The sequence below is a fragment of the Ruegeria sp. PrR005 genome (genome assembly GCF_010500245.1).
Taxonomy (GTDB): domain Bacteria; phylum Pseudomonadota; class Alphaproteobacteria; order Rhodobacterales; family Rhodobacteraceae; genus Ruegeria_B; species Ruegeria_B marisflavi.
The window spans coordinates 254,484-278,867 of sequence record NZ_JAAGOX010000043.1; the positions used below are offsets into that span (position 1 = coordinate 254,484).

Consider the following 24,384-nt stretch of genomic DNA (forward strand, 5'->3'; position numbering starts at 1 on the left):
GGTCTCGTGAGGGAAATCGCGCTTGATTCCTCCCCCTGCCCAAGGCATCACCGGGCCATGCTGATCTACAAGATTTTACGGGCCGACGAATGGGCGGCGCTGACACGTGACGGCCAGAGCGCCGGGGCGCCGGTGGACCTGGCTGATGGGTTCGTGCATTTCTCGACCGCCCAGCAGGCGGCGGAAACGGCGGCCAAGCATTTCGCCGGGGCCGAGGGGCTGGTTCTGCTGGCCTGCGAGGCGGATGCCATGGGCGATGCGCTGAAATGGGAAGTGTCGCGCGGTGGCGCGCTGTTTCCGCATCTTTACCGCGAATTGCGGCTGTCGGATGTGGCCTGGTCGCAGCCGCTGCCGCTGGTGGATGGCGTGCATCAGTTCCCGCAGGAGATGACATGACAGGTTACATCGACCCCGAGCGCGCCCAGTTCGAAGCGTTCAAGGCGCTGGACCGCGACCACCCGATCGAGATGCTGAACCTTGTCAGGTTCCGCGACCGGGCTTTGTACCCCGAAGGCCATGCGCTGGCCGATGCCGGGCTGAGCGGGGCGGAGGCCTATCGCAATTATGGCCGCGACACCGCACCGATCATCGCGCGGCTGGGCGCCTCGATTGTCTGGCGCGGCACGTTTCAGACCGTGCTGATCGGCCCGGGCGACGAGATCTGGGACGAGATGTTCATCGCGCGCTATCCCAGCGGACATGCGTTTCTGGAGATGGTGACCGACCCCGCCTATCGTCAGGCGGTGATTCACCGGCAGGCAGCGGTTACAACCTCGCGCCTGATCCGCACCAAACCCGGCACAGGGGGCACCAGCTTCGGATGAAGATGATCGAGAAATTGGGGCTGGCGGCCCTGCACCTGATGGACCCGGAAACCGCACATGGGATTTCGATCAAGGCGCTGAAAGCGGGGCTGGTACCCCTGCCCGGCCCGGTAACCTCGCCCCGTTTGCGGACGCGGGTGGCGGGGCTGGACCTGCCCAACCCGGTGGGGCTGGCAGCCGGCTTTGACAAGAATGCCGAGGCGCTGGCGCCGCTGGCGCGCGCCGGGTTCGGGTTTATCGAGGTGGGGGCGGCCACACCGCGCCCGCAGCCGGGCAACCCGCGCCCGCGCCTGTTCCGCCTGACCGAAGATCGCGCCGCGATCAACCGGTTCGGGTTCAACAATCAGGGGATGGAGGCGATTGCCGTGCGGCTGGCCAAACGCCCCCGCGATGCGGTCATCGGTCTCAATCTGGGGGCCAACAAGGACAGCACCGACCGGCCCGCCGATTTCGCCCGCGTGCTGGCGCATTGCGCCGCGCATCTGGATTTCGCGACGGTCAACGTCAGCTCGCCCAACACCGAGAAACTGCGCGACCTGCAAGGGCGCGCGGCGCTGACGGCGCTGCTTTCTGGCGTGATCGAGACGCGCGATGCGCTGGCCCGCCCGATCCCGGTGTTCCTGAAGATCGCGCCGGATCTGAACGAGGCCGAAATCGCCGATATCGCCGCTGTGGCGCGCGATACGGGTGTGGATGCGGTGATCGCCACCAACACCACCCTGTCGCGCGAGGGTCTTCTGAGCGCCCACAAAGGCGAGGCGGGCGGGCTGTCAGGCGCGCCGCTGTTTGACAAATCGACCCGCGTTCTGGCGCGGCTGTCGGCGCTGACCGAAGGGACGATCCCGCTGATTGGCGTCGGCGGCATCGGCAATGCCGAACAGGCCTATGCCAAGATCCGCGCCGGCGCCTCGGTGGTGCAGTTCTATACCGCGATGGTCTATGGCGGCGTGGCGCTGGCGGCTGAGATCGCGCACGGGCTTGATGCGATTTTGGCGCGCGACGGCTTCGCCTCGGTCGCCGAGGCGGTGGGAACCAATAGAGAGGACTGGTTGTGATCGAATACTGGCACAATCCGCGCTGCTCGAAATCGCGGCAGGGCTTGGCATTGCTCGAAGAGCGCGGCGCCGAGATCGACGTCCGGCGTTATCTGGAGGAGGCGCCGAGCCTGGAGAAATTGCGCGCAGCGCAGGCGGCGCTGGGGGTTCCGGCTATCGACATGATGCGCACGGGCGAGGCGCGGTTCAAGGAACTGGGTCTCAGCAAGAGCGACCCCGACGACGTGCTGCTGGCCGCCATGGCCGAAAACCCGTTGCTGATCGAACGGCCGCTGGCGATCAAGGGAGACCGGGCGGTGATCGGTCGCCCGCCCGAGGATCTGCTCAGCCTGCTGGACTGACCGCAGCGCGCTCCAGCGCTGGATAGCGCAGGCCCAGCGTGATGCCGCGCGCGATGAAGGAAATCGTCAGCGCCATCCACAGGCCGTGATTGCCGTATGGCTCGATCAGCAGCCAGACAGCGGCAAAATAGATCGCCGCAGAGAGTGCCATCATGTTGCGCATGTCGGCCGAGCGGGTGGCGCCGATGAAGATGCCATCGAACATCACCAGCGCCAGGATCAAAAGCGGCGCCGCCACCATCCAGGCCAGATAGCCGCGCGCCGCCAGTTGCACCGCAGGGTCCTTGGTCATCACGTCGATCAGCCAGGGGCCGAGTGCCCAGAACACCACCGCCAGCAGCAGCGCCAGCACCAGCCCCCAGAGGCTGGTCATCCAGGCCGCGCGCCTGAGTCGGGCCACGGCTCCGGCGCCAAAGGCCTGACCCACCAAGGATTCCGCGGCAAAAGCAAAGCCGTCCAGCGCATAGCCGGTGATATGCACGAATTGCAGCAGCACCTGGTTGGCGGCCAGCGTCACGTCGCCGAACCGCCCGCCAAGCAACAGGAAGCTGACGAAAATCGCCTGGAGCAGCATCGAGCGGATCAGGATGTCGGTGTTGACCACAGCCATGCGGCGCAGGCGGGCGGCCTCGAACACCCGCGCCCAGTCGCGCCAGCGCGGGTTCAGGAAGGCATCGCGGCAGAGCCAGAGGCCAAAGGCGAGCCCGGTCCACTCGGCCAGGAAAGTGGCAAAGGCAACCCCGTTTACCCCCCAGCCGAGGCCAAGGACGAACCACAGGTCAAGACCCATGTTGAGCCCGTTCATCCACAGTTGCAGCACCAGCACCGCGCGGGTGCGCTCCAGCGCGATGAGCCAGCCGGTGATGCCGTAGATCGCGATGGCGGCGGGGGCCGACCAGATGCGGATGGACATGTAGCCGCGCGCCAGCGTCTCGACCTCGGCGCTGGCCGGGCTGATGGCCAGCGCGCCCCAGTAGATCGGCAGTTGCAGTAGAATGAGTGCGACGCCGCCCGCCACGCCGATCATCAGCGAGCGGGTCAGCAGGGCCGCAACCTCGCCCTCGTGCCCTGCGCCGTGCGCCTGCGCGGTCAGCCCGGCGGTGCCCATGCGCAGAAAGCCAAAAATCCAGTAGATCGCCGACAGGATGATCGCGCCGACGCCAACAGCGGCGATGGGCGCAGCCTGGGGAATCTGGCCCACCACGGCGGTATCGACCGCACCGAGGATCGGCACGGTCATGTTGGCCAGCATGATCGGAACGGCGATCTTCAGAACCCGCCGGTGCGTGATCGGGGCGGCCTCGGACATGCGCCGCTCAGCTTTCGGGGTTGGGGTCCTGCGGCATCAGGAAATGCCCGCTCCCCTGCGCATAAAGCTTGTCGTGGTGATCTTGCCATGCCTCGACCCGGACCGAGGCGTAGCGCCGCCCGGCCCGGCTGATCGTGGCGCGCGCATAGGCATCGCGCGGCAGGCCCGAGCGCAGGTAGTCGATGGTAAAGTCGATGGTCTTGGGAAAACGGACACTCTCATCGCCCAGGATATCCTCGGGCGCCAGATCACCGCTTTCGATCCGCTCGAACAGATGCGACCAACTGAGGGTGATGACCGCCGTCACCTCAAGAAACGCCGCCGTCACCCCACCATGGATGGCGGGCAGGAACGGGTTGCCGATCAGCTTTTCGTCGAAATTCAGAACCCCGGTCAGCTCGTCCCCTCGCCGGTCGAAGGTGATGTTGAGAAAGCGGATATAGGGCACGCCGCTGACCAGCGCGTTCAGCGCCGCATCGCGGCGCTGCTTGACCACCTGCATCGGTTCGGGACGTTTGCGGGTCATCAGCGCCCCTCCACGGTAAAGGACCCGGCGGCGGTGGCCACCGGCCGGTCGGTATCGTCGTCGGTGGCCACGGCGCGCACAAAGGCGACGTTGCGGGTGATGTGATAACAGGTGGCCCGGGTGGTGATCGCCTGCCCGGGCGTGGCCGCGCGCATGTAGTCGATCCTGAGGTCGATTGTCGCGGTGCCACCGGGGGCGGCCGGGTGGCTCATCACCGCCGCGCCGCAACAGGTGTCCATCATCGCCGAAACCGCACCGCCATGGATGACGCCGGTCCGGGGATCACCCACCAGATCGGCATTATAGGGCATGGTTATGACAGCTTCTCCCTCGGCGATATGGGTCAGATCGAGGCCCAGCGCCTTGGCGTGCGGTATCGCCTGAATGAACTGCCGCGCGAGTTTTGCCTTGTCGGTCATGACTTACAGATCCTGCCTTGGGTCTGGTCCTTTATGATCAGGCCGCGACATAAAGGGCAAGCCCGCCTGTTGCGCTGTTATTCGCAAGCCCCTAGGTTGCGGGCGAGGAGATTGGCCATGACCGATACGCGTTTGTCATTCAAGGAGATGTGCGCCGAGTTCGACGTGACGCCGCGCACCTTGAGATATTACGAATACATTGAACTGTTGCAGCCCGACCGCGAGGGCCGCGCGCGCTTTTACGGGGCCCGCGAACGCGCCCGGATGAAACTGATCATGCGGGGCCGCAGATTCGGCTTTCCGCTGGAAGAAATCCGCCAGTGGCTGCTGATCTACGAGGATGAGGGCAACCAGGCGCAGATGGCGGCCTTTGTCGAGATGGCCGACCGGCAGATGAACGAGCTGCGCCAGCAGCAGATGCAGCTGGAAGAGGCCATGACCGAGTTGCAGCAACTGCGCGAGCAGGCGATCCGCAGTATCGGGTGACCCCGCGATGAACTTTTCGTCAGGCGCCCTGTCCGGCCATTGATTGCGACCGGCAGAGCGCGCAAGCTGACCCGGCAAGGAACCGGCATGTCCGGTTCCGTTGACCGGAGAAGCCGCATGACCGCCTGTTTCCGTCTCTTGTTTCTTGTCTCTTCCCTTGTCGGCCTTTCGGCCTGCGACGTAGGCCCAAACGGCTATGGCACCGCCCCGCCCGGCGTGTCGCAGGCGGATTGGGATCGCCAGGTCCAGGCGGAACGCGAGGCCAAACGTGCCCGGTACCAGGGGCCGCGCGGCGGGGCGACCGGACGATGAAACCCCGGTCGGCCGCATGCGCGTTTCGCGCGGCCGGGTCATGGTTTTGACCAGTCCCGCGCTCAATTCGATTTGATCCCACGTCACGCCACAAAGTGACGTAGCGTTTGAGTTACGTAAACGTCAACTGAATGTTGTAAACGGTCTGCAAGCTGTCCAAATCGACGCCATGACGCCAGCGATGAGAGTTTGAACCGATGACCGAAGACCTCATGTCCATCCGCGAGATGTGCGATGCCTATGACGTAACCCCGCGCACGCTGCGGTTTTACGAAGCCAAGGAATTGCTGTTCCCGATCCGGGAAGGCCAGAAACGCCTGTTCACCAAACGCGACCGCGCGCGGCTGAAGCTGATCCTGCGCGGCAAGCGCTTCGGCTTCAGCCTGGAACAGATCCGGCAGTTGCTGGACCTTTATCACATCGGCGACCAGCAGCACATGCAGCTGAGCCGCACCTATGACATTGCACGCGAGCGCCTGGCCGATCTGGAAGCGCAGCGCGACGAGCTGACCGAGGCGATCGAAGACCTCAGGGAGCAGCTGCGCTGGGGCGAGAAGGTGATCGCCTCGATGAAAGACGCCAAGAAGGCGGCGGAATAACCCGCCGCTTCTCCGACCACAGATATCCGACTTACGACTTCAGGGAGCCGTTACATGCCCATCTATACCGCGCCGACCAAGGATTCGCAGTTCATCCTGCACGAAGTGCTCAAGGTCTCGGAATCCGACATTCCCGGCTATGCCGAACTGGACCCCGAATTCACCGGCGCCGTGCTGGAAGAAGCCGGCAAGATCGCCTCGAACGTGCTGCACCCGCTGAACGCGGTTGGCGATACCGAGGGCTGCCGGCTGGAAAACGGCGTGGTCTATACCCCGACCGGGTTCAAGGACGCCTTTGAGCAGGTAAAGGAAGGCGGCTGGACCGGGCTCGACATGCCCGAGCAATATGGCGGCCAGAACATGCCCTATGTGATCGGCACCGCGGTGGGCGAGATGTTCTCGGCCTCGAACCAGGCGTTCACCATGTACCAGGGCCTGACCCATGGCGCCGCGTCGGCGATCCTGGCGCATGGGACGGACGAGCAGAAGGATACCTATCTGCCCAAGATGGTGTCCTGCGAATGGACCGGCACCATGAACCTGACCGAGCCCCATTGCGGCACCGACCTGGGCCTGATGCGCACCAAGGCCGAACCGCAGGCGGATGGCTCCTACAAGATCACCGGGCAGAAGATCTTTATCTCGTCGGGCGATCACGACATGGCCGACAATATCGTGCATCTGGTGCTTGCCAAGATCGTGGGCGGCCCCGAAGGCATCAAGGGCGTGTCGCTGTTCATTGTCCCGAAGTTCATGGTGAACGAGGATGGCAGCCTGGGCGCGCGCAACGCGGTCTCGGTCGGCAAGATCGAGGAAAAGATGGGCATCCACGGCAATTCGACCTGTGTGATGAACTATGACGGCGCCACCGGCTATCTGCTGGGCGAGGAACACAAGGGCATGCGCGCCATGTTCACCATGATGAACGAGGCCCGGCTGGGCGTCGGCATGCAGGGCCTCGCTCAGGCCGATGCGGCGTACCAGAACGCGCTGGAATATGCCAAGGACCGGCTTCAGGGCCGCGACGTGACCGGGGCCAAGAACCCCGATGGCCCGGCCGATCCGCTGATCGTACACCCCGACATCCGTCGCAACCTGATGGACCAGAAGAGCTTCACCGAGGGTGCACGCGCCTTCATCCTGTGGGGCGCCACGATGATCGACGCGGCCCATCGCGCCGGCGACAAGGATGCCGATGGGCTGGTGTCGTTGCTGACACCGGTGATCAAGGGCTTCCTGACTGATCAGGGCTATGACATGACCGTGCAGGCGCAGCAGGTCTATGGCGGCCATGGCTACATCGAGGAATGGGGCATGTCGCAATACACCCGCGACGCCCGCATCGCGATGATCTATGAGGGCGCCAATGGCGTGCAAGCGCTGGATCTGGTGGGCCGCAAACTCGCCCAGGACGGCGGCAAGCACGTGATGGCCTTCTTCGAGCTGGTCAAAAGCTTCTGCAAGGACAACGCGGGCCAAGACGAGGCCTATGACAAGGCCTTCATCGAACCGCTGAAGGCGGCCTCCAAGGACCTCCAAGCAGCGGGTATGTATTTCATGCAGAACGGCATGATGAACCCCAACAACGCGCTGTCGGGCTCGTATGACTTCATGCACATGTTCGGCCATGTCTGCCTGGGCCTGATGTGGGCTCAGATGGCCAAGGCGGCGCGTGCCGCGCTGGCCGCAGGCGCCTCGGACACCGCGTTCTACGAGACCAAGATCGCCACAGGCCGCTTCTACATGGCACGCCGTCTGCCGGCCACGGCCTTGCACCTGGCCCGCATCCAGACCGGCGCCGACACGGTCATGGCACTGGATGCCGCCAACTTCTGAGCCAGCGGTGGGCAGGAATGCCCACCCTACCCCGCCTTGATGGGAGCACCCGGATGCCCAAACGCTTTCGCCTGACCCGCCGCTTCACTGTCGCCATGACCGAAGACGGCTTTCGCCGCCTCAAGGCGTTCAGCAAGGAGGCCGGTCTCGATGAAGGCGAGGCGCTGTCCTTCCTGTTCGAGAATTTCAACAGCGTGATAAACGAGGAGAACCTGATCCACCGGCTGCGCCTTTTCAATGCCGAACTCGACGACCGCAAGCGGTAGAAGACGCCTTCGGCGAGAGTATTTGCAGCGAGATGAAGACCATGGGCGTCCACCCCGCCATCCGGCCCGACCGCCGGGCGGAACGCAGGCGGGACGGCGGGGCTTCACCTCGCACGGTCATCGGCTCTCCAGCCTGTACCGCAGCCGGGAACAGACAAGATTAACCTTAATGCCCGGTAAAGAGGCCCTTGCTTCATTTCGCCGGAAATACTCCACGGGGGTGCGGGGGTGTGAAACCCCCGCTCTGACACTGGCCAAAGGGAGGCTTCGATGACGATCAAACTCTACTGCTTTGGAGAAAGCGGCAATTCCTACAAGGCGGCGCTGGCGCTGCAACTCTCGGGTCTCGATTGGGAACCCGTGTTTGTCGATTTCTTCAAGGGCGAGACGCGCACGCCCGAGTACCGCGCCACCGTCAACGAGATGGGCGAGGCGCCAGTGCTGGTGGATGGCGATTTCCACACCAGCCAGTCGGGCTGTATCCAGGCCTATGTGACCGAAAAATCGGGCCGGTTCGGCGGCAAGACCCGCGAGGAGAACTATGACATCCTGCGCTGGGTGCTGTGGGACAACCACAAGCTCAGCTCGATGGCCGGCCTGACCCGGTTCCTGATGAACTTCCTGCCCGAGGACAAGCGCCCGCAAGAGGTGATCGCGTTTAACCAGGGTCGGCTCAAGGCCGCCTATGCCACGCTGAACGCCCATCTCGAAGGCCGCGACTGGATCGTGGGCGATGGCGTCACCAATGCCGATCTCAGCTGCTGCGGTTATCTCTACTATCCCGAGCCTTTCGGTTTCGACCGTGCCGACTGGCCCCATATCGACGCCTGGTTGGGCCGTATCTCTGCCCTGCCCGGCTGGAAACACCCCTATGACCTGATGCCCGGCAATCCGTCGGATCGAGCTTGAGGAGACCACTATGACCGAAGCTTACATTTATGACGCCCTGCGCACGCCGCGCGGCAAGGGCCGCAAGGACGGCGCGCTGCACGAGGTGACCTCGGTGCGTCTGTCGGCGCTGACGCTGAACGCGCTGAAAGAGCGCAACAATCTCGAAGGCCACGCGGTCGAGGACGTGATCTGGGGCAACGTGACCCAGGTGATGGAACAGGGCGGGTGCCTTGCCCGTTCGGCGGTGCTGGCCTCGGACCTGGATGAGCGTATTCCGGGCCTGGCGATCAACCGCTTTTGCGCGAGCGGCATGGAGGCGGTCAACCTGGCCGCCAACCAGGTCAAGGGCGGCGCCGGTGATGCCTATATCGCTGGCGGGGTCGAGATGATGGGCCGTGTGGCCATGGGCAGCGACGGTGCCGCCATTGCCGTCGATCCGACCCTGGCGATGGACCGGTATTTCGTGCCGCAGGGCATTTCGGCCGATATCATCGCGACCGAATACGGCTTCACCCGCGACCAGGCCGACGCGCTGGCGATGGAGAGCCAGCGTCGCGCCAAGGAGGCCTGGGACGAGGGCCGCTTTGCCAAGTCGGTCATCACTGTGCGCGACCAGAACGGCCTGCCGATCCTCGATCATGACGAATACATGCGTCCGGGCACCGACATGCAGTCGCTGGGTGGCCTCAACCCCGCCTTCCAGATGATGGGCGAGCAGATGCCCGGGTTCGACAAGGTGGCGATGCTGAAGTACCCGCATCTGGAGCGGATCAACCATATCCACCATGCGGGCAACTCCTCAGGCATCGTCGATGGTGCTGCTGGCGTGCTGATCGGCAACAAGGCATTCGGCGAGAAATATGGGCTGAAGCCGCGCGCGCGCATCAAGGCCACCGCCAAGATCGGCACCGATCCAACCATCATGCTGACCGGCCCGGTGCCGGTGACCGAGAAGATCCTGGCCGATAACGGCATGAAGATCAGCGATCTCGACCTGTTCGAGGTGAACGAAGCCTTTGCATCGGTCGTCCTGCGGTTCCAGCAGGCGTTCGATGTCGATCCCGCACTGGTCAATGTCAACGGCGGCTCGATCGCCATGGGTCACCCGCTGGGCGCCACGGGTGCGATCATCATCGGCACCCTGCTGGACGAGCTGGAGCGTCGTGATCTGGAAACCGGTCTGGCAACGCTCTGCATTGCGTCTGGCATGGGCGCGGCCACCATCATCGAACGCGTGTAAGGAGAGAACACATGGCTGATTTCAAATACTCCGTAGACGCGGACGGCGTCGCCTTCATCACCTGGGACGCCGAAGGCAAATCCATGAACGTGATGACCCGCGAAGCCTTTGAGCTGGTCGACGGGCTGGTCGATCAGGCGCTGGCCGATAACGCGGTCAAGGGTATCGTCATCACCAGCGGTAAGTCCGACTTTGCCGGGGGCATGGACCTGAACACGCTGGCGGTGATCCGCGAGGAAGCGGGAGACAACCCGGCTCAGGGTCTGTTTGATTTTGTCATGGGCGGCCACCGCATCCTGCGCAAGCTGGAACTGGCGGGCATGGACGCGAAGACCAAGAAGGGCGGCAAGCCGGTTGCCTGCGCCATCAACGGCACCTGCGCCGGGATCGGCACCGAGATCGCGCTGGCCTGTCATCACCGGGTGATGACCAGCAATCCCAAGGCAAAGATCGGCCTGCCCGAGATCCTGCTGGGCATCTTCCCGGGTGGCGGCGGCACCATCCGCTATTCCCGCATGGTGGGCGCCATGGCGGCGGCCCCGGTCCTCTTGGAAGGCAAGATGATGGACCCGGCCAAGGCCAAGGGTGCGCAGCTGGTCGACGCGGTGTCGGACGATCCGGTCGCCGCAGCCAAGGAATGGGTGCTGAACGCCAAGGATGCCGATCTGGTGAAACCCTGGGACGCCAAGGGCTACAAGATGCCCGGCGGCGCACCCTATCACCCGGCGGGCTTCATGACCTTTGTCGGCGCGGCCGCCATGGTCAACGGCAAGACCCAAGGTGCCTTCCCCGCGCCCAAGGCACTGCTGAGCGCCATCTACGAGGGCGCGCTGGTCGATTTCGACACCGCGCTCAGGATCGAGGCACGCTGGTTCACCCATGTGCTGATGAACCCCTCTTCCTCGGCCATGATCCGCAGCCTCTTCATCAACAAGCAGGCGCTGGAGAAAGGCGCGGTGCGGCCCAAGGACATCCCCGACCAGCGGGTCAAGAAGCTGGGCGTGCTGGGCGCGGGCATGATGGGCGCGGGCATCGCGCTGGTCAGCGCGCAGGCCGGCATGGAGGTCGTTCTGATCGACCGTGATCAGGCCGCTGCCGACAAGGGCAAGGCCTATACCGCGGCCTACCTCGACAAGGGGATGAAGCGCGGCAAGGTCACCGCCGAAAAGAAAGAGGCGATGCTGGGCTTGATCACCGCCACCCCGGATCTGGACGCGCTGAAAGGCTGTGACCTGATCATCGAGGCGGTGTTCGAGGATCCGGGCGTGAAGGCCGAAATGACCAAGAAGGTCGAGGCGATCATCCCCGAGGATTGCATCTTTGCCTCCAACACCTCGACCCTGCCGATCACCGGTCTGGCCAAGGCAAGCGTGCGGCCTGAGCAGTTCATCGGCATCCACTTCTTTTCGCCGGTCGAAAAGATGCTGCTGGTCGAGATCATCAAAGGCAAGGAAACCGGACCACGCGCGGTGGCCAAGGCGCTGGATTACGTGCGTCAGATCAAGAAGACCCCGATCGTGGTCAATGATGCGCGCTTCTTCTACTGCAACCGCTGCATCATCCCTTATGTCAACGAAGGTGCGCGGATGATCACCGAAGGCGTGTCGCCGGTGCTGATCGACAATGCGGCGCGGCAGTTGGGTTTCCCGGTGGGTCCGATCCAGCTGACCGACGAGACCTCGATCGACCTCGGCGCCAAGATCGCGCGGGCGACCAAGGCGGCGATGGGCAATGCTTATCCCGAAAGCCCGGCGGACGACCTGATCTTCTGGATGGAAGAGCTGGGGCGGATGGGCCGCAAGGCCAATGCGGGCTTCTTCGACTATGACGACAAGGGCAAGCGCACCGGCTACTGGAAAGGCATGCAGGACAAGTACCCGCTGGCCGAAGAGCAGCCCGACCTGATCGAGGTTCAGGAACGGCTGATGTTCGCGCAGGTGCTGGAAGCGGTCCGCGCGCTGGAAGAAGGCGTGCTGGAAGACATCCGCGAAGGCGACGTGGGCGCCATCCTGGCCTGGGGTTTTGCCCCCTGGTCGGGCGGCCCGCTCAGCTGGATCGACATCATCGGCACGCCTTATGCGGCCGAACGCTGTGACCAGCTGGCAGCGAAATACGGCGAGCGTTTCGCCTGCCCGCCGCTGTTGCGCGAGATGGCCGACAAGGGCCAGACCTTTTACGGACGTTTCAACCCCGAGGCAAAATCGGCGGCCTGATCTGTCAGGATGACTAGCATGACCGGCGCTCCCGCAAGGGGGCGCCGGTTTGCATTACGGGTAAGTCAGGGGGAGTCAAACCGGCTTGAAGTAGGCGATCTTCTCATAGATCACGCCTTCGTCGCCGACCTTGAGAAGGGCAGATCCGCCCACGTCCGTGCCGACGAATTTCCACCAGGCCCAACGCAGAATGTATCCGTCACGATCTGCGGCAAGTTCGTCGGAAACTTCGTAACGGCCCGTGCCACCTATGGATTTCATGCGATCCTCCCAGCTGAGCAGGTAATCCGCAAAGCGTTCCCTGGTTATCGGCTCGGGGACCATGCCATCATACCAGAGATAGCCGGGCGCGGCGGCACGCATTGCACGCACCGGGTCCATGGACTGCACGCCCGCCAAATACTCAGCCAAGAGGGCTCGTCTTTTCTCGAGGTTGCCGGTCATGCCCGCAGGTTAGTCCCGAAATGCGATATCACAAAGCACTGATCCAAGGGGTGGGAGTTGATTTCCGTTCCTCCGGATCGTCCCCCGCCCCATTGGCCGTTACATGGCGGCGGTGCGCGGCGTGATCTGCTGGCGGATCTGTTCGCCCACCGAATGGCGGGCGCGCTCCATGTCGTGTTCCAGCTGCAAGCGGACCCAGAAATCGCCAGCGGTGCTGAAATAGCGGGCCAGCCGCAACGAGGCCTCGACCCCGATCGGAGAGGTCCCGGCCAGCAGGTCGTTCACCCGGCCTTCGAGCAGGCCGGTGGCCAGCGCCAGTTCCCGGGGCGATATTCCGAGCGGATCGAGGTATTCCTCTTGCAGGACGCGCCCCGGCGGCGGGCACATGAAGACGGGTTTCGGTTTTTGCGCGTCAGGCGGCAGGATCTGCACTTCGGTGGCAAAGCCTGCGGCCTTCCACGCCTCGATACCGCCCTCCATATGGACGACATCGCGATGGCCCTCTTTCAGCAGCATCTTTCCTGCCGCTTCGGACCGTTTGCCGACCGCGCAATGCAGGACGACCTTTTTCTCGGGGACCGAGGGGAAAAGCTCGGGGTCGAAGCTGGACAGGGGCAGCAGCAGGGCGCCTGAGATGTGTTCAACCTCATACTCCGAGGTTTCCCGGACATCGACCAGGAGGATCTTGTCCTCATCCAGCCAGGCCCTGACCTGTGCGGCATCGGCGGCTGTAACGGTGGCTTTGGCGGTCTCTGTCACTCTCGCGCTCCCTGTGCATCGGTCCGGCGCATTGCCTGCGCTAAAGAATGGGATGCCATCGGTTGCCGCGCCGGTCAACAATTCGCCGCGCGGCCACGGGTCCGACGATCAGCCGAACGGGTTCGGGGCCATCGGGCGGCCGGGCCGGATCGGCCCCCGGGGCAGTCCCGGGACATCTGCGGGATTGCCGCCAAGCGCATCACCATCATCGTCGTCGATCAGGCAATTGACCAGAAACTGCGCCGCCGGGCCGACAAGCGTGTCGTACACCTGTCCGCGACCCGAGCCGAAATCCTCCAGCAGCTGCCGCGGTTGCGGGCAATAGGCGAGCAGCCCGCCTTCGACATAGATTACCTCGTCCTGGCGGAACGCCAGCGTTGTCACCTCGAACGTGCCGGGGGGAATGCCGGCTGCGATACCGCGAAAACCGCGCAGGCAGCGTGCGGGAACAACGGCATAGGGATCGCCGCAGGTATCCAGAGCCGCCTCGCATTCGATCAGCATCCCCTGGTCTGGCATCAGCCAGATGTCGCGCCGGTTATACAGGGCCCCTTCGGGCACCCGCATGGGCCGGTAGCGTGGCGGCAGGCCGGTATCGGGCACGACAAGGCTTTCGCGCTGAATATCGGCGATCGGTTGCATCGCGTTGTCGAAGGTCAGCACCTTGTCGCCGACCCTGAGCATCTCGACAGGCTTCCAGCCAAGCGTCGAGGCGATGCAGGTTCCAGCCAGCAACCCCGAATGCCCGGTTATGAGCAATCCATCCAGAGCCGCAATCGACTCGACCATTGCCGGGCTTTCACCCGGTCTTTTCGTCTTCCATCCGAACACGCGCGCCCATCCTTGTTGTGGCAGCAGCAAGATCTTCGCTTGCCGGATTAACCATGTTGCCCAGACAGGAAATCCGATTCGAACGATCTAAAAAGGCCGGGAACGGGGCAATACGCGGGCATTGTCCGGCGCTGTCCGGGTAATTCCTGTCGGCCCGGCGGGATTGATGACAGGCGAGCAACAGCCCACCAACTCACCCAAAAGCATAGCCGAACCGGACGATGTCTTCGGCGCAGGCCCGCGCCAGCACTGCGGCGCTGTCCTCGGTATAGTACCTGCGATAGTCCGCCGCCCGATCCGAGCGGTTATCATGCGGCAGGTCCAGAGCGAAGCCCAGATGGCGGGTGAGCGGCGCCAGATCCTCGGACAGGTGTTCCAGGCGGACATAGGCCGCGCATTGCTCGACCCCGTCGGCGCGGCGCATGTAGCTGGCCGCCGGATTGGCGGCGAATGTGGCCAACGTGGCCGGGTCGGTCACGAAGCGGTCGAACGAAAGCTGTTTTGCCAGATGTACCGCAGGATGGTCGAACCGCTGCCCCCGCAACCAGTGGTAGTAGCTGACCGCCCGGTCCCAGGGATTGCGCACAAGGGTAAAGGCGAACAGCCCCTCCAAGGCCCCGGGTGCGAGCAACCCATCGATATCGGCCAGGGTCGAGTGTTTCCAGAGCCGCCCGCGTGTCTGCGCCCCTTTCAGGCGACCACGCCGCCGGATCGCCTTGGGCGTATCGCCGATCAGGATATCGTCCTTCATCGCGCGCGTTTCGAGCGCAATGGCCAGCGAAGTGCCACCCGTCTTGGGGATATGCACGAAGATATAGCCGCGACCGGGTGAAATGATCATGGCGTCACGCTAGCCGGGTGGACGGCGGCGCTCAACCCGATCTGAGCGCAATGATCACGCCCGCCACCACGATCAGGCCGATCCCGAGGATCTGCCATGGGCCAAGCCCTACGCCGAAGACTAACCAGGCAAAGAGCGGCCCGAAGATCATCACCGAGAATTCGAAGACCGACACATAAGACGGCTCGCCCAGTTGGTAGGCCTTGATCAGCATGAATACGGCGGTGGCCGAACCGACCGCCTGCATCACCACCCAGGGCAATGCATCGGTCATCGGCCAGACCCAGCCGCGCGTGACAAATCCCGCCGCGCCCTCTGCCGCCGTGGCAGGGAACAGTGCCAGCCAGCCAAGCCCCGCCAGCCCGGTCAGGCCCAACGCAGTGACCATCGCCCCCAACAGCGCGGCGGTGCTTTCCTGCGCGCATTTGGCCCGTGTCACCACCGCGCCGAGGGCATAGAAGAAACCGCCCGCGACGGGCACCAGAATGGTGGCGTCGAATGTCGCCGGATCCGGTTGCAGGACAAAGAGAATACCCACGAAGCCGATCACAACGGCGATGATCCGCCAGGGACCGATCCGCTGGCGCAAACCAAAGGCGGTGATCAGAAGAACGAAGATCGGCGAGGTGAAGAGACCCGCCAGTGCCTGGGCGATGGACATCAACGACAGTGCGCTGAAGTAGAACAGCATCGCCACGGTCAGAAGCAGGCTGCGCAGGATCACCCAATTCATCCGGAGGGGCCTCATGGTGCCCAGCCCCAGTATGGACATGAGGAGTACCAGCGGCAGCATCATCGCGGCCCGGGTGAAATGAAACTGCCACAGCCCGATGGTTTCGGCCAGACGGATCACATAATTGTCGATCACGCCGATGATCGACATTGCCGCAACCATCAGAAAGGCCGCGGCAATCGGAGCGGATGGGGATTCTGCCTGCATCTTCATGGAGTAATCAGAGATGGTCTGCGGAACTTGCCCGCCAGCGACATCCGCTCTGGAATTGCGACCACCGGGTGACGCAAGGCGTTTGATGCTGGCGCAGCTTGCGTGTACTCTGCAAAAAAACAAAGACGAGCAACCCAGACCCCTGCATGACAGCCCTCAAGCAATACGAGCGGATCGAAGCCACCGGGTTGTGGCGGCCGGCTCCGGACGAACAGCGCCGCGAAGTCGTGGTGTCGATCGGCGAAGCGACTCTAACGATCTCGGACTTCAATGATCGCGCCCTGACCCATTGGTCATTGGCCGCGCTGGAACGGCGCAATCCCGGTGAATACCCGGCGGTCTACAACCCCGATGGCGACCCGGGCGAGACGCTGGAACTGGCCGAGACGGAAACGACGATGATTGCCGCTATCGACCGGTTGCAACGCGCGATCGAGACCGCGCGCCCGCATCCGGGGCGGATCCGCTGGATCTCGGTCGGGGTGGTCGTGGCGGTGGTTCTGGCTGTCCTGACGCTGTGGTTGCCGGGCGCGATGCGCCGGCATGTCGTCTCGGTCGTGCCCGACATCAAGCGGCAGGACATCGGCCGTTCGGTGCTGGGCCGGATCGAGCGGGTGACCGGGCGGACCTGTGGCAACGAAGAGACCGATCAGGTGCTGGCCAAGCTGGCCCAGCGCACCGGCGTGCGTCGCCTGGTGGTGGTGCCCGGCGGGCTGGCGGCCAGCCTCTATCTGCCCGGTGGCATCGTCGTTCTGAACCACACCCTGATCGAGGATTTCGAGGACAGTTCGGTTGTTGCCGGATTCATCCTGGCTGAGCGGTCCCGCGCACTGGCGCGGGATCCGATGGACGAGCTCTTGTACCGGGCGGGGCCGATGGCCTCGTTCCGGTTGCTGACCACGGGCGGGCTGACGCCCGAGATCCTGGACAGCTATGCCGAGCGCGTTCTGGCCGAGCCGCGCCCGGATGTGCCTGACGAGGATCTGCTGGCGATCTTTTCGCAGGCCGCGATCCCATCTTCGCCCTATGCCTATGCCCGGGATATCACCGGCGAGTCGGTTCTGGGGCTGATCGAGGCCGACCCGATGACCGGCCGCACGCTGGAACCGGTGCTGGCCGACCGCGATTGGGTGCGGTTGCAGGGCATCTGCGGCAGTTGACGAAGCATCGGCCGCCAAAGGGGCCCCTACCCGGTTGATATCAGCGGCTGGGACGTTTCGGCGTCTGCGTCGGCTGATAGACGGCGCCAGGCGCATTGCGGGTGGACAGCCGGATATGGGACGGTGGTTTGGCAATGCTCCGATAAGACCGTTCGCTATGGGTCACCGTGATGGTCCGCGGCGCGGTGTCCACCGGCAACAAAGTTCGCGGCAGATCGTTCGACCAGAGCGCGTTCATCTGAGCATCGCCTTCGGCGGTGCGAACACCGCGCATCGGGTTCAACCGGCCATCCTTGCGATCGACGGGGCGGAACCCCTGCGGCGTGACATAGGTGCTCTGGATGATGGCGGGCCGCAGGGTGCGCTCGGCACGGTGCGGGTTCAGGCGGTCATCAGCCCACACGCTGCGATACCCGGCCGGAACGACAACGTTGGTGGTGTTCTGGCGCTTGTCATAGACATGTTTCGGCACGATCCGGGTTTCCAGCGAAACCGGCACGCCTGTCTTGCCCGAGCCGGGCTTTCCGGTATCCAGAGACGAGTTTTTGCGCAAGGGGCCATAGGTGATCGGCGGCTCGGGCTGAGGGCCGCAGCGAACGCCGGTCTGGTTGATGTAGCGCTGGCTGAGCGCCGAAGCATCCGGGCAGCCACCGTTCGACGTCGACGCAGCGGTCGGAGCGACGGTGCGGGGGGTGACCTGGCTGGGCGTAGAGGTGGTGACCGGCGCGACCGGGACCGGGACCGGGCGGGCCGTAGTGGTGCGCGTGGAGGGAACCACAACCGGTTTCACCGCCACCGGCTTGGCCGCCTGTGGCGCCGACCGGGGGGCCGGGGCCGCCACGGTGCGGACCTGAGGTTGCGCCTTGGCCGTTTTGGGTTTCGGGGGCGGGGCCGAGGCGGTTGCAGTCGACGGCTGATCCAGCGTGATGAGCTCAGGCGCGGCTTGCCGCGGGGCGCTGGTGGTGCTGCCCGCCACGGCGGTCGGCTGGAACCCGCAGACCTGCTTGCGTTCACGCGACACGCGCGGCACCCAGGTCACATTGCCGTCGATACCGGCCCGGATGAAGATGCAGCCGCGGCTGTCAACATATTGTTTTCCCTTGTAGGACGCGGGCGGGTACTCGGCCGGAGGCGTGGCAACGCGCAGGGTCTGAGCGTTCAACGAGCTGAAGCCGATGCTCAACCCAATGACCGAAACTGCAATAATTCTGGTAACTCTCATGCCTGCCCCCACAAGATATGGAAGGCAGGATGCCGCAAAACCCATTGATAGTAAAGCGGCACTTGCCGCAGTTTCGCCCTATTTCGTGCCGAACATGCGGTCCCCGGCATCGCCCAGGCCGGGCATGATATAGCCCTTGGAATTCAGCGCCCGGTCGAGCGAGGCGGTGACGATCGGCACATCCGGGTGCGCCTCTTTCATCCGCGCCACGCCTTCGGGCGCGGCCAGCAGGCACAGGAACCGGATATCGGTGGCACCCGCCTGTTTCAACAGGTCGATGGCGGCGGCCGAACTGTTGCCGGTGGCCAGCATCGGGTCGACAGCGATCACCAGGCGGTCCTGCAATCCTTCGGGCACCTTGAAATAGTATTGCACCGGTTGCAGCGTTTCTTCGTCACGATAAAGCCCGACAAAGCCGACCCGCGCCGAAGGGATCAATTCCAGCACCCCATCCAGCATGCCGTTGCCCGCCCGCAGGATCGACACCAGCGCCAGTTTCTTGCCCGCCAGGATGGGGGCGTCCATTTCTTCCAGCGGGGTTTCGATGGTGCGGGTGGTCAGCGGCATCTCGCGCGTGACCTCATAGGCCAGAAGCTGGGTGATTTCGCGCAGAAGCTGGCGGAAAGAGGCGGTCGAGGTGCCCTTGTCCCGCATGAGCGTCAGCTTGTGCTGCACCAGCGGGTGGTCGACGACGGTCAGATGTTGGCTCATGATGTCTCCAGTCTCTTTGCAACCCGGCTCTGGGTGTCTTCATCGCAGAATGCCGCGCCAAGCGCGATGGCGTTCAGGTCGGCGAAATCCTCTGCCCCCCAGCCAAAGGCCCGGGCCAGCATCTCATACTCGCGCCGCATCGTGGTATGGAAAAACGGCGGATCGTCGGTGGATACGGTGACGCGGACGCCCGCATCGCGCAGCCGCGCGATGGGATGGGCCGCAAACGAGGGGTAGAGGCCCAGCACCACGTTCGAGCCGGGGCAGACCTCGAGCGTGATGCCCCGGTCGGCCAGTTCATGTACCAGATCGGGATCCTCGATGGCGCGCACGCCATGGCCGATGCGTTCGACCCCCAGCACGCGCACCGCGTCGCGCACGCTGTCCGGCCCGCCAAACTCGCCCGCATGGGTGGTGAGCCGCAGCCCCGCCTCGCGCGCGCAGTCAAAAGACCAGGAGTAATCGCCCTGTTTGCCCACGCCCTCGTTGCCCCCCATGCCGAACCCGACGATCCAGTCGCCCGCCGTCTCGGCGGCGCAGCGGGCGGCGCGTCTGGCCTGATCTGGGCCGAAATGGCGCACACAGGTGACGATGCCGCGCAGGGTGATGCCCAGTTTCGCCTCGGCCTCGTCCGCCGCATCGCGGATCGCAGCGAGGTAATCGCGCCAGGCGGCGACATCGCCGCCGCCGCAGAAATCGGGGCTGAGGAAGGTCTCGGAATAGACCACCCCGTTTTCGGCGCTTTGTTCCAGGATGGCCCAGGTCAGGCGGCGGAATTCCTCGGGTCCGGTCAACACCGAGGAAGCGGCCTCGTAGATGCTCAGAAAATGGGCAAAATCGCGGAAATCGTAGGAGCCGTCCGGGTTGAAGATGCCGCGCAGGTCGATCTTTTTCTCATGTGCCATCTGCCGGATCAGGGCCGGCGGTGCGGCGCCTTCGTGGTGCAGGTGCAATTCGACCTTGGGCAGGTCGGCGACCGGGGGTTGTTCTTCGCTCACAGAAAACTCCTCCCCGGTCCCTGTGCCGGAATACCCAGATGCGCCGCAACCGAGGCGGCGATATCGGCGAAATTCACCTGTCCGATCTGCCCTGCCCCGCGCCCGGCGACCAGCACCGGCACCTGTTCGCGGGTGTGATCGGTGCCAGACCAGCTGGGGTCGTTGCCATGATCGGCGGTCAGAACCATCAGATCGCCGGGGCGCAGGCTTTGCAGGATTTTCCCGATCTCGCGGTCAAACCATTCCAGCGCGCGTGCATATCCGCTGATATCGCGGCGGTGGCCATAAAGGCTGTCGAATTCGACAAAATTGGCGAAGGTCAGGCTGCCTTCTTCGGCGGTGGCGACCAGCCGGGCGAGATGGGTCATCAGCTCGGCATCCGACCCTTTGACCACATCGTCGATCCCCTGCATCGAGAAGATATCGCCGATCTTGCCTACCCCATGCACGCGGCGGCCCGCATCCTGTGCCCAGTTGGTCAGCACCGGCGCGGGCGGGGTGATAGCGAAATCCTTGCGGTTGGTGGTGCGGGTGAACCCGGCCTCAGGCGTGCCGACGAAGGGCCGCGCGATCACCCGCCCGACTTTCATCGCATGCAGGCGCGGCGCGATGGCCTTGCACAGCGCCAGCAGGCGGTCGAGGCCAAAGGTCTCTTCATGCGCGGCGATCTGGAACACGCTATCGGCGGAGGTATAGCAGATGGGTCGGCCCGTCCGCATATGCTCGGCCCCGTGGCAGTCGATGATCACCGTGCCCGAGGCATGGCAATTGCCCAGGATGCCGTCGCTGCCGGCGGCCTCGGCTACCGCCTGAACCAGATCATCCGGAAAGGCGGGCGTTGTGTCGGGGAAATAGTGCCAGTCCCACGGCACTGGCAGGCCCGCCAGTTCCCAATGGCCCGAGGGCGTATCCTTGCCCCGGCTGTGTTCGCGGGCGCAACCCCAGAGGCCCGAAGGGTCCGCCGCCAGCCCCGGTGTGGCCGCGCCCGAGGCGAGCCGGGTGGCCGCACCCAGCCCCAGCCGGTCGAGATTGGGCAGATGCAGCGGGCCGCTGCGCCACTCTTCCGCCTCGCCCCGCGCACAGGCCTGCGCGATATGGGCCAGCGTGTTGGCACCGGTATCGGGCCGCTCGCCGTTAAAGAAGGTATCGGCATCCGGCGCGCCGCCGATGCCGACCGAATCCATCACCACCAGAAAGGCGCGGGTCATGGCGTAATCCTTTCATGGATGAGCGGTGGCGCGGCCACCGGCTCGGCCCCGATGGTGATCGCCGCGCGCAGGGTTGCCTCGGCGGCCTCTGCCGCCTCTTGCCTTGCGGCATGGATGGTGGCGAGCGGGGTCCCTGCGCTGACTGGTGCGCCCAGACGGATCACCCGGGACAGGCCGACCGAAGGATCGACGGTATCGCTTTCGACCTGCCGCCCGCCGCCCAGCGCCACAACGGCAAGGCCCAGCGCCTCGCCGTCGATGGCGGTGACATAGCCTGAGGCGCGGGCGGGAACCTCGCGGATGACGGTCGCCTCGGGCAGGAACCGCTGCCAGTTCTCGACGAACTGCACCGGCCCGCCGACAGCGGCAATCATGCGGCCAAAGCGGTCGGCCGCGCGCCCGTCGGCGATGATGGCCCGGATTAGGTCGGCCCCGCTGGCCGCATCCGGGGCCAGCCCTGCGTCCGCCAGCAGCACACCGCCCAGTTCCGCCGAAAGTTGCGTAAGCGGGTCGTCGGCACGGCCAGAGGTCAGCACCCGCATCACCTCACCCACCTCGAGCGCGTTTCCGAGGCTGGGCGCCAGCGGCTGGCTCATATCGGTGATCAGGGCCGAGGTCCGGCACCCGGCGGCATTGGCGGTCTCGGTCAGGGCGCGGGCCAAGGCGCGCGCCTCTTCAACGGATTTCATGAAAGCGCCGCTGCCCAGTTTCACATCCAGAACCAGCGCATCGGGGCTGGCGGCCAGTTTCTTGGACAGGATCGAGGCGGTGATCAGATCGAGGCTTTCGACCGTGGCCGTCACATCGCGGATGGCATAAAGCCGCTTGTCGGCGGGTGCGATGCGGGCGGTGGCGCCGACAATGGCGGCCCCGGTGTCGCGCACCACCTGCGCCAGCCGGTCGGGCCCGAGCTGGGTGGTGACGCCGGGGATCGCTTCCATCTTGTCGAGCGTGCCGCCGGTATGGCCCAGCCCCCGGCCCGAGATCATCGGCACATAGGCGCCGCATTCGGCAAGCGCGGGCGCCAGCACCAGGCTGACGCAATCGCCCACCCCGCCGGTGGAATGCTTGTCGATCACCGGCCCGTCAAAATCCCAGCTGAGCACATCGCCGGTATCGCGCATGGCCAGCGTCAGCGCCGCGCGCCCCTCGGGGCCAAGCCTCCCCATGCAAACGCCCATGGCAAAGGCGCCCGCCTGGGCATCACTGACACTGCCATCGGCAAGGCCCTGGGCAAACCAGGTCAACTCATCCGCACCGGGCACCTCGTGTCGCCTGAGCCGGGCAATGATGGCGCGGGCATCCATGGCTCAGCTTTTGTCCATATGGGCGGCGCCAAAGGCACCGGGCAGAAGCTGGCCAATGGTCATCGCGGTTTCCACGCCGTCCAGATTGGCCAGGGTCACGACAACATCCGGATTCCCGAATTCGGCCAGTTTCTGGCGGCAGCCACCGCAGGGCGGCACCGGCGTCGGGCTGTCGGCGACCACATAGACCTCGGTCAGGCGGGTCTCGCCGGCGGCGACCATTGCGGCGATGGCGCCTGCTTCGGCACAGGTGCCTTCGGGATAGGCGATGTTTTCGACGTTGCAGCCGGCATAGACCGCGCCCGAGGCGGCCCGGATCGCCGCGCCCACCTTGAACCGGGAATAGGGCGCGTGGGCGTTTTCACGAACGGAAAGGGCGGCGGATTTGAGGCTCATAGCGATTCCCCGGTTTTTGATCATCTGGTCGGAAATGCATACCCCATCCCGTATCCGCGCGCGAGGGGAACCGCCGGGCAAGGGGGCGCTGCCCCCGTCCTGCGGACTCCCCCGGAGTATTTTTGGCGAAATGAAGCGGCTTTAGCCCAGTGTGGTGGTGAAGGTTCCGGGTAAAGTGACCTCGAGCAGTTCGACATCGTCGGAAGGGTCGGACAGCCGGGTGCGCATGCCGGGCGGGATCACAAAAGCATCGCCCTGTTCCAGCGGGTACGGATCGCGCCCCTCGCCCTCTAGCGTCACAGTGCCGTTCATCACGAAGGTGAACAGGATATCGGTGTCATGAGCGGCCCATTGCGGCGCACCCTGCCCCCGGCGCACCACCTGCACCCCGGCCACACCCTTGGTGTTGGCGGCGATGGTGGTGTCGCGGCAGACATAGCCCGGCAGGCGGAAGGGGGACCATTCGGCGCCCTCGGCGCGGTTGTAGACAAAGCGCTGGCCCTGCCACTCGCGGTCGGGGCGCAGGTGCGGTGTGGGCAGGGTCATCTCGTGATCGATCTCGGTGACATGTTCGGCCGGAACCCCGATTTCGATCACCTGCACGTTGTCGCTGGCCTCCAGCACCCGGTGGCGGATTTCGGGCGGCTGGATGAAGCAATCCCCGGCGGTCAGGCGCATCTTGTCGCCCTGATCCTCGTAGACCACGTCGACCCAGCCATGGATGCAGAAGATGAGCTGAAAGCCCACGCGGTGGAAATGCACCATGTCCGGCACCGGCCCACCGTCGGGGATGCGGATATGGCTGGCGATGATCGAGCCACCGAGGCGAGAAGGCACCAGATCGCGGTAATGCATGCCGGCGCGGCCGATGATCCAGGGCGCCTGATCCTTGAGCCGGCGCACGACGAAACTGTGTTCGGTCTGCGGCATCACCAACGGCGGGTGGCGCTCTTCGATCTCGATCCGTGTGCCGTTGGGCGCGGTCAGGCTGCGCTGGCCGCCGGCGAATCCATCCGGGTTCTCGGTGAGGATGCGCAGGGTGCCGGGTGCCTCAGGCGCGCCCTTTTCGATGCGCAGGCGCAGGCCGTGGCCCGAGAACACCGCGATACGCGGGTCGTCGGCGGGATAGATCATGTCCATCCGCATGCCCAGAACCTTGGTATAAAAGGGGATATCGTCGCGCAGCTCGTCCGTGGGCAGGCGCATTTCGGCGATCGTGTCGGTCATGGCTGTCTCCTCTTGCC

The 24,384-nt window shown here is 64.7% G+C and carries 28 protein-coding genes; 13 read left to right on the forward strand and 15 right to left on the reverse strand.

Features of this window, described 5'->3' with window-relative positions; all coding sequences use genetic code 11:
• The first annotated feature begins 57 nt into the window (after positions 1 to 57).
• From G0P99_RS18580 to arsC, 4 genes are read left to right on the forward strand one after another with little or no spacing between them, the layout of a single operon-like run.
• A complete protein-coding gene (locus tag G0P99_RS18580) occupies positions 58 to 396 on the forward strand; it encodes a DUF952 domain-containing protein (RefSeq protein ID WP_164131976.1) in 339 nt (112 codons plus the stop codon).
• Entirely contained in the window at positions 393 to 824 is a 432-nt protein-coding gene (locus tag G0P99_RS18585) for a DUF1330 domain-containing protein (RefSeq protein WP_164131977.1), read from the forward strand. Before G0P99_RS18580 ends, G0P99_RS18585 begins: the two co-directional genes overlap by 4 nt.
• Positions 821 to 1,879 carry a quinone-dependent dihydroorotate dehydrogenase gene (locus tag G0P99_RS18590; protein ID WP_164131978.1) on the forward strand — a complete coding sequence of 353 codons (1,059 nt, stop codon included), beginning with the start codon at positions 821 to 823 and terminating at the stop codon, positions 1,877 to 1,879. Before G0P99_RS18585 ends, G0P99_RS18590 begins: the two co-directional genes overlap by 4 nt.
• Positions 1,876 to 2,220 carry an arsenate reductase (glutaredoxin) gene (gene arsC, locus G0P99_RS18595; RefSeq protein WP_164131979.1) on the forward strand — a complete coding sequence of 115 codons (345 nt, stop codon included), beginning with the start codon at positions 1,876 to 1,878 and terminating at the stop codon, positions 2,218 to 2,220. The genes G0P99_RS18590 and arsC overlap by 4 nt, the downstream gene beginning before the upstream one ends.
• Here the strand turns inward: arsC and G0P99_RS18600 are convergent.
• The 3 genes from G0P99_RS18600 to G0P99_RS18610 are packed head-to-tail and all read right to left on the reverse strand — an operon-like array spanning position 2,204 to position 4,474.
• Positions 2,204 to 3,529, reverse strand: a complete 1,326-nt coding sequence (locus G0P99_RS18600) for an MATE family efflux transporter (RefSeq protein WP_164131980.1) — start codon at positions 3,527 to 3,529, stop codon at positions 2,204 to 2,206. The two genes, arsC and G0P99_RS18600, sit on opposite strands and share 17 nt — an antisense overlap.
• A 7-nt stretch (positions 3,530 to 3,536) precedes the next feature.
• Positions 3,537 to 4,055 carry a PaaI family thioesterase gene (locus tag G0P99_RS18605; protein WP_164131981.1) on the reverse strand — a complete coding sequence of 173 codons (519 nt, stop codon included), beginning with the start codon at positions 4,053 to 4,055 and terminating at the stop codon, positions 3,537 to 3,539.
• Positions 4,055 to 4,474 carry a PaaI family thioesterase gene (locus G0P99_RS18610; RefSeq protein ID WP_164131982.1) on the reverse strand — a complete coding sequence of 140 codons (420 nt, stop codon included), beginning with the start codon at positions 4,472 to 4,474 and terminating at the stop codon, positions 4,055 to 4,057. The genes G0P99_RS18605 and G0P99_RS18610 overlap by 1 nt, the downstream gene beginning before the upstream one ends.
• Before the next feature lie 117 nt (positions 4,475 to 4,591).
• On the opposite strand from G0P99_RS18610, the gene G0P99_RS18615 reads away from it, so the two are divergent.
• The 8 genes from G0P99_RS18615 to G0P99_RS18650 all read left to right on the forward strand — a co-directional run bounded on the left by G0P99_RS18615 (position 4,592) and on the right by G0P99_RS18650 (position 12,317).
• Positions 4,592 to 4,960 carry a MerR family DNA-binding transcriptional regulator gene (locus tag G0P99_RS18615; protein ID WP_164131983.1) on the forward strand — a complete coding sequence of 123 codons (369 nt, stop codon included), beginning with the start codon at positions 4,592 to 4,594 and terminating at the stop codon, positions 4,958 to 4,960.
• A gap of 117 nt (positions 4,961 to 5,077) precedes the next feature.
• Positions 5,078 to 5,272, forward strand: a complete 195-nt coding sequence (locus G0P99_RS18620) for a hypothetical protein (protein ID WP_164131984.1) — start codon at positions 5,078 to 5,080, stop codon at positions 5,270 to 5,272.
• Between the two features lie 197 nt (positions 5,273 to 5,469).
• Positions 5,470 to 5,871 carry a MerR family DNA-binding transcriptional regulator gene (locus G0P99_RS18625; protein ID WP_164131985.1) on the forward strand — a complete coding sequence of 134 codons (402 nt, stop codon included), beginning with the start codon at positions 5,470 to 5,472 and terminating at the stop codon, positions 5,869 to 5,871.
• A 54-nt stretch (positions 5,872 to 5,925) separates the two neighbouring features.
• Positions 5,926 to 7,707 carry an acyl-CoA dehydrogenase C-terminal domain-containing protein gene (locus G0P99_RS18630; RefSeq protein WP_164131986.1) on the forward strand — a complete coding sequence of 594 codons (1,782 nt, stop codon included), beginning with the start codon at positions 5,926 to 5,928 and terminating at the stop codon, positions 7,705 to 7,707.
• A 53-nt stretch (positions 7,708 to 7,760) separates the two neighbouring features.
• The gene (locus G0P99_RS18635; RefSeq protein ID WP_164131987.1) at positions 7,761 to 7,973 is read left to right on the forward strand and encodes a hypothetical protein; all 213 of its coding nucleotides are present in this window, start codon (positions 7,761 to 7,763) and stop codon (positions 7,971 to 7,973) included.
• 270 nt (positions 7,974 to 8,243) lie between these two features.
• On the forward strand, positions 8,244 to 8,882 hold the full coding sequence (locus tag G0P99_RS18640; protein ID WP_164131988.1) for a glutathione S-transferase family protein: 639 nt from the start codon (positions 8,244 to 8,246) through the stop codon (positions 8,880 to 8,882).
• Positions 8,883 to 8,892: 10 nt separating this feature from the next.
• Positions 8,893 to 10,104, forward strand: a complete 1,212-nt coding sequence (locus tag G0P99_RS18645; RefSeq protein ID WP_164131989.1) for an acetyl-CoA C-acetyltransferase — start codon at positions 8,893 to 8,895, stop codon at positions 10,102 to 10,104.
• 11 nt (positions 10,105 to 10,115) lie between these two features.
• Positions 10,116 to 12,317: a 3-hydroxyacyl-CoA dehydrogenase NAD-binding domain-containing protein gene (locus G0P99_RS18650; protein ID WP_164131990.1), complete on the forward strand. Its 2,202-nt coding sequence runs from the start codon at positions 10,116 to 10,118 to the stop codon at positions 12,315 to 12,317.
• Between the two features lie 75 nt (positions 12,318 to 12,392).
• On the opposite strand, the gene G0P99_RS18655 is transcribed toward G0P99_RS18650, so the two are convergent.
• From G0P99_RS18655 to G0P99_RS18675, 5 genes are all read right to left on the reverse strand, one after another.
• Positions 12,393 to 12,728, reverse strand: coding sequence for a hypothetical protein (locus tag G0P99_RS18655; RefSeq protein WP_164131991.1), 336 nt, complete (start codon positions 12,726 to 12,728; stop codon positions 12,393 to 12,395).
• A gap of 132 nt (positions 12,729 to 12,860) precedes the next feature.
• Complete coding sequence (locus tag G0P99_RS18660; RefSeq protein WP_164131992.1) at positions 12,861 to 13,520, reverse strand: HigA family addiction module antitoxin; 660 nt, start codon at positions 13,518 to 13,520, stop codon at positions 12,861 to 12,863.
• 108 nt (positions 13,521 to 13,628) lie between these two features.
• On the reverse strand, positions 13,629 to 14,351 hold the full coding sequence (locus tag G0P99_RS18665) for a Hint domain-containing protein (protein WP_164131993.1): 723 nt from the start codon (positions 14,349 to 14,351) through the stop codon (positions 13,629 to 13,631).
• Between the two features lie 193 nt (positions 14,352 to 14,544).
• Positions 14,545 to 15,192, reverse strand: coding sequence for a sulfotransferase family 2 domain-containing protein (locus G0P99_RS18670; protein ID WP_164131994.1), 648 nt, complete (start codon positions 15,190 to 15,192; stop codon positions 14,545 to 14,547).
• Between the two features lie 31 nt (positions 15,193 to 15,223).
• Positions 15,224 to 16,138, reverse strand: a complete 915-nt coding sequence (locus tag G0P99_RS18675) for a DMT family transporter (RefSeq protein ID WP_239059867.1) — start codon at positions 16,136 to 16,138, stop codon at positions 15,224 to 15,226.
• Positions 16,139 to 16,284: 146 nt separating this feature from the next.
• Here G0P99_RS18675 and G0P99_RS18680 point away from each other — a divergent pair, with 146 nt between their 5' ends.
• Complete coding sequence (locus tag G0P99_RS18680) at positions 16,285 to 17,298, forward strand: hypothetical protein (protein WP_164131995.1); 1,014 nt, start codon at positions 16,285 to 16,287, stop codon at positions 17,296 to 17,298.
• Positions 17,299 to 17,338: 40 nt separating this feature from the next.
• On the opposite strand, the gene G0P99_RS18685 is transcribed toward G0P99_RS18680, so the two are convergent.
• The 7 genes from G0P99_RS18685 to G0P99_RS18715 all read right to left on the reverse strand — a co-directional run bounded on the left by G0P99_RS18685 (position 17,339) and on the right by G0P99_RS18715 (position 24,367).
• Complete coding sequence (locus G0P99_RS18685) at positions 17,339 to 18,520, reverse strand: SPOR domain-containing protein (protein ID WP_164131996.1); 1,182 nt, start codon at positions 18,518 to 18,520, stop codon at positions 17,339 to 17,341.
• A gap of 78 nt (positions 18,521 to 18,598) precedes the next feature.
• Positions 18,599 to 19,231: a uracil phosphoribosyltransferase gene (upp, locus tag G0P99_RS18690; RefSeq protein WP_164131997.1), complete on the reverse strand. Its 633-nt coding sequence runs from the start codon at positions 19,229 to 19,231 to the stop codon at positions 18,599 to 18,601.
• Positions 19,228 to 20,229, reverse strand: a complete 1,002-nt coding sequence (locus G0P99_RS18695; protein ID WP_164131998.1) for an adenosine deaminase — start codon at positions 20,227 to 20,229, stop codon at positions 19,228 to 19,230. Before G0P99_RS18695 ends, upp begins: the two co-directional genes overlap by 4 nt.
• Complete coding sequence (locus tag G0P99_RS18700; protein WP_164131999.1) at positions 20,226 to 21,437, reverse strand: phosphopentomutase; 1,212 nt, start codon at positions 21,435 to 21,437, stop codon at positions 20,226 to 20,228. The genes G0P99_RS18695 and G0P99_RS18700 overlap by 4 nt, the downstream gene beginning before the upstream one ends.
• Positions 21,434 to 22,744 (reverse strand): thymidine phosphorylase, encoded by a 1,311-nt coding sequence (locus G0P99_RS18705; protein ID WP_164132000.1) that lies wholly within the window; start codon positions 22,742 to 22,744, stop codon positions 21,434 to 21,436. The genes G0P99_RS18700 and G0P99_RS18705 overlap by 4 nt, the downstream gene beginning before the upstream one ends.
• A gap of 3 nt (positions 22,745 to 22,747) precedes the next feature.
• Positions 22,748 to 23,164: a cytidine deaminase gene (locus tag G0P99_RS18710; protein WP_255455797.1), complete on the reverse strand. Its 417-nt coding sequence runs from the start codon at positions 23,162 to 23,164 to the stop codon at positions 22,748 to 22,750.
• Between the two features lie 117 nt (positions 23,165 to 23,281).
• The gene (locus G0P99_RS18715; protein ID WP_164132002.1) at positions 23,282 to 24,367 is read right to left on the reverse strand and encodes a cupin domain-containing protein; all 1,086 of its coding nucleotides are present in this window, start codon (positions 24,365 to 24,367) and stop codon (positions 23,282 to 23,284) included.
• Positions 24,368 to 24,384 lie beyond the last annotated feature (17 nt).

Coding starts and splice junctions, on each gene's coding strand:
- G0P99_RS18580 (WP_164131976.1), top strand. CDS start 58: ATGCTGATCTACAAGATTTTACGGGCCGACGAATGGGCGGCGCTGACA.
- G0P99_RS18585 (WP_164131977.1), top strand. CDS start 393: ATGACAGGTTACATCGACCCCGAGCGCGCCCAGTTCGAAGCGTTCAAG.
- G0P99_RS18590 (WP_164131978.1), top strand. CDS start 821: ATGAAGATGATCGAGAAATTGGGGCTGGCGGCCCTGCACCTGATGGAC.
- G0P99_RS18600 (WP_164131980.1), bottom strand. CDS start 3,529: ATGTCCGAGGCCGCCCCGATCACGCACCGGCGGGTTCTGAAGATCGCC.
- G0P99_RS18605 (WP_164131981.1), bottom strand. CDS start 4,055: ATGACCCGCAAACGTCCCGAACCGATGCAGGTGGTCAAGCAGCGCCGC.
- G0P99_RS18610 (WP_164131982.1), bottom strand. CDS start 4,474: ATGACCGACAAGGCAAAACTCGCGCGGCAGTTCATTCAGGCGATACCG.
- G0P99_RS18615 (WP_164131983.1), top strand. CDS start 4,592: ATGACCGATACGCGTTTGTCATTCAAGGAGATGTGCGCCGAGTTCGAC.
- G0P99_RS18620 (WP_164131984.1), top strand. CDS start 5,078: ATGACCGCCTGTTTCCGTCTCTTGTTTCTTGTCTCTTCCCTTGTCGGC.
- G0P99_RS18625 (WP_164131985.1), top strand. CDS start 5,470: ATGACCGAAGACCTCATGTCCATCCGCGAGATGTGCGATGCCTATGAC.
- G0P99_RS18630 (WP_164131986.1), top strand. CDS start 5,926: ATGCCCATCTATACCGCGCCGACCAAGGATTCGCAGTTCATCCTGCAC.
- G0P99_RS18635 (WP_164131987.1), top strand. CDS start 7,761: ATGCCCAAACGCTTTCGCCTGACCCGCCGCTTCACTGTCGCCATGACC.
- G0P99_RS18640 (WP_164131988.1), top strand. CDS start 8,244: ATGACGATCAAACTCTACTGCTTTGGAGAAAGCGGCAATTCCTACAAG.
- G0P99_RS18645 (WP_164131989.1), top strand. CDS start 8,893: ATGACCGAAGCTTACATTTATGACGCCCTGCGCACGCCGCGCGGCAAG.
- G0P99_RS18650 (WP_164131990.1), top strand. CDS start 10,116: ATGGCTGATTTCAAATACTCCGTAGACGCGGACGGCGTCGCCTTCATC.
- G0P99_RS18670 (WP_164131994.1), bottom strand. CDS start 15,192: ATGATCATTTCACCCGGTCGCGGCTATATCTTCGTGCATATCCCCAAG.
- G0P99_RS18675 (WP_239059867.1), bottom strand. CDS start 16,138: ATGAAGATGCAGGCAGAATCCCCATCCGCTCCGATTGCCGCGGCCTTT.
- G0P99_RS18680 (WP_164131995.1), top strand. CDS start 16,285: ATGACAGCCCTCAAGCAATACGAGCGGATCGAAGCCACCGGGTTGTGG.
- G0P99_RS18685 (WP_164131996.1), bottom strand. CDS start 18,520: ATGAGAGTTACCAGAATTATTGCAGTTTCGGTCATTGGGTTGAGCATC.
- upp (WP_164131997.1), bottom strand. CDS start 19,231: ATGAGCCAACATCTGACCGTCGTCGACCACCCGCTGGTGCAGCACAAG.
- G0P99_RS18700 (WP_164131999.1), bottom strand. CDS start 21,437: ATGACCCGCGCCTTTCTGGTGGTGATGGATTCGGTCGGCATCGGCGGC.
- G0P99_RS18705 (WP_164132000.1), bottom strand. CDS start 22,744: ATGGATGCCCGCGCCATCATTGCCCGGCTCAGGCGACACGAGGTGCCC.
- G0P99_RS18710 (WP_255455797.1), bottom strand. CDS start 23,164: ATGATCAAAAACCGGGGAATCGCTATGAGCCTCAAATCCGCCGCCCTT.
- G0P99_RS18715 (WP_164132002.1), bottom strand. CDS start 24,367: ATGACCGACACGATCGCCGAAATGCGCCTGCCCACGGACGAGCTGCGC.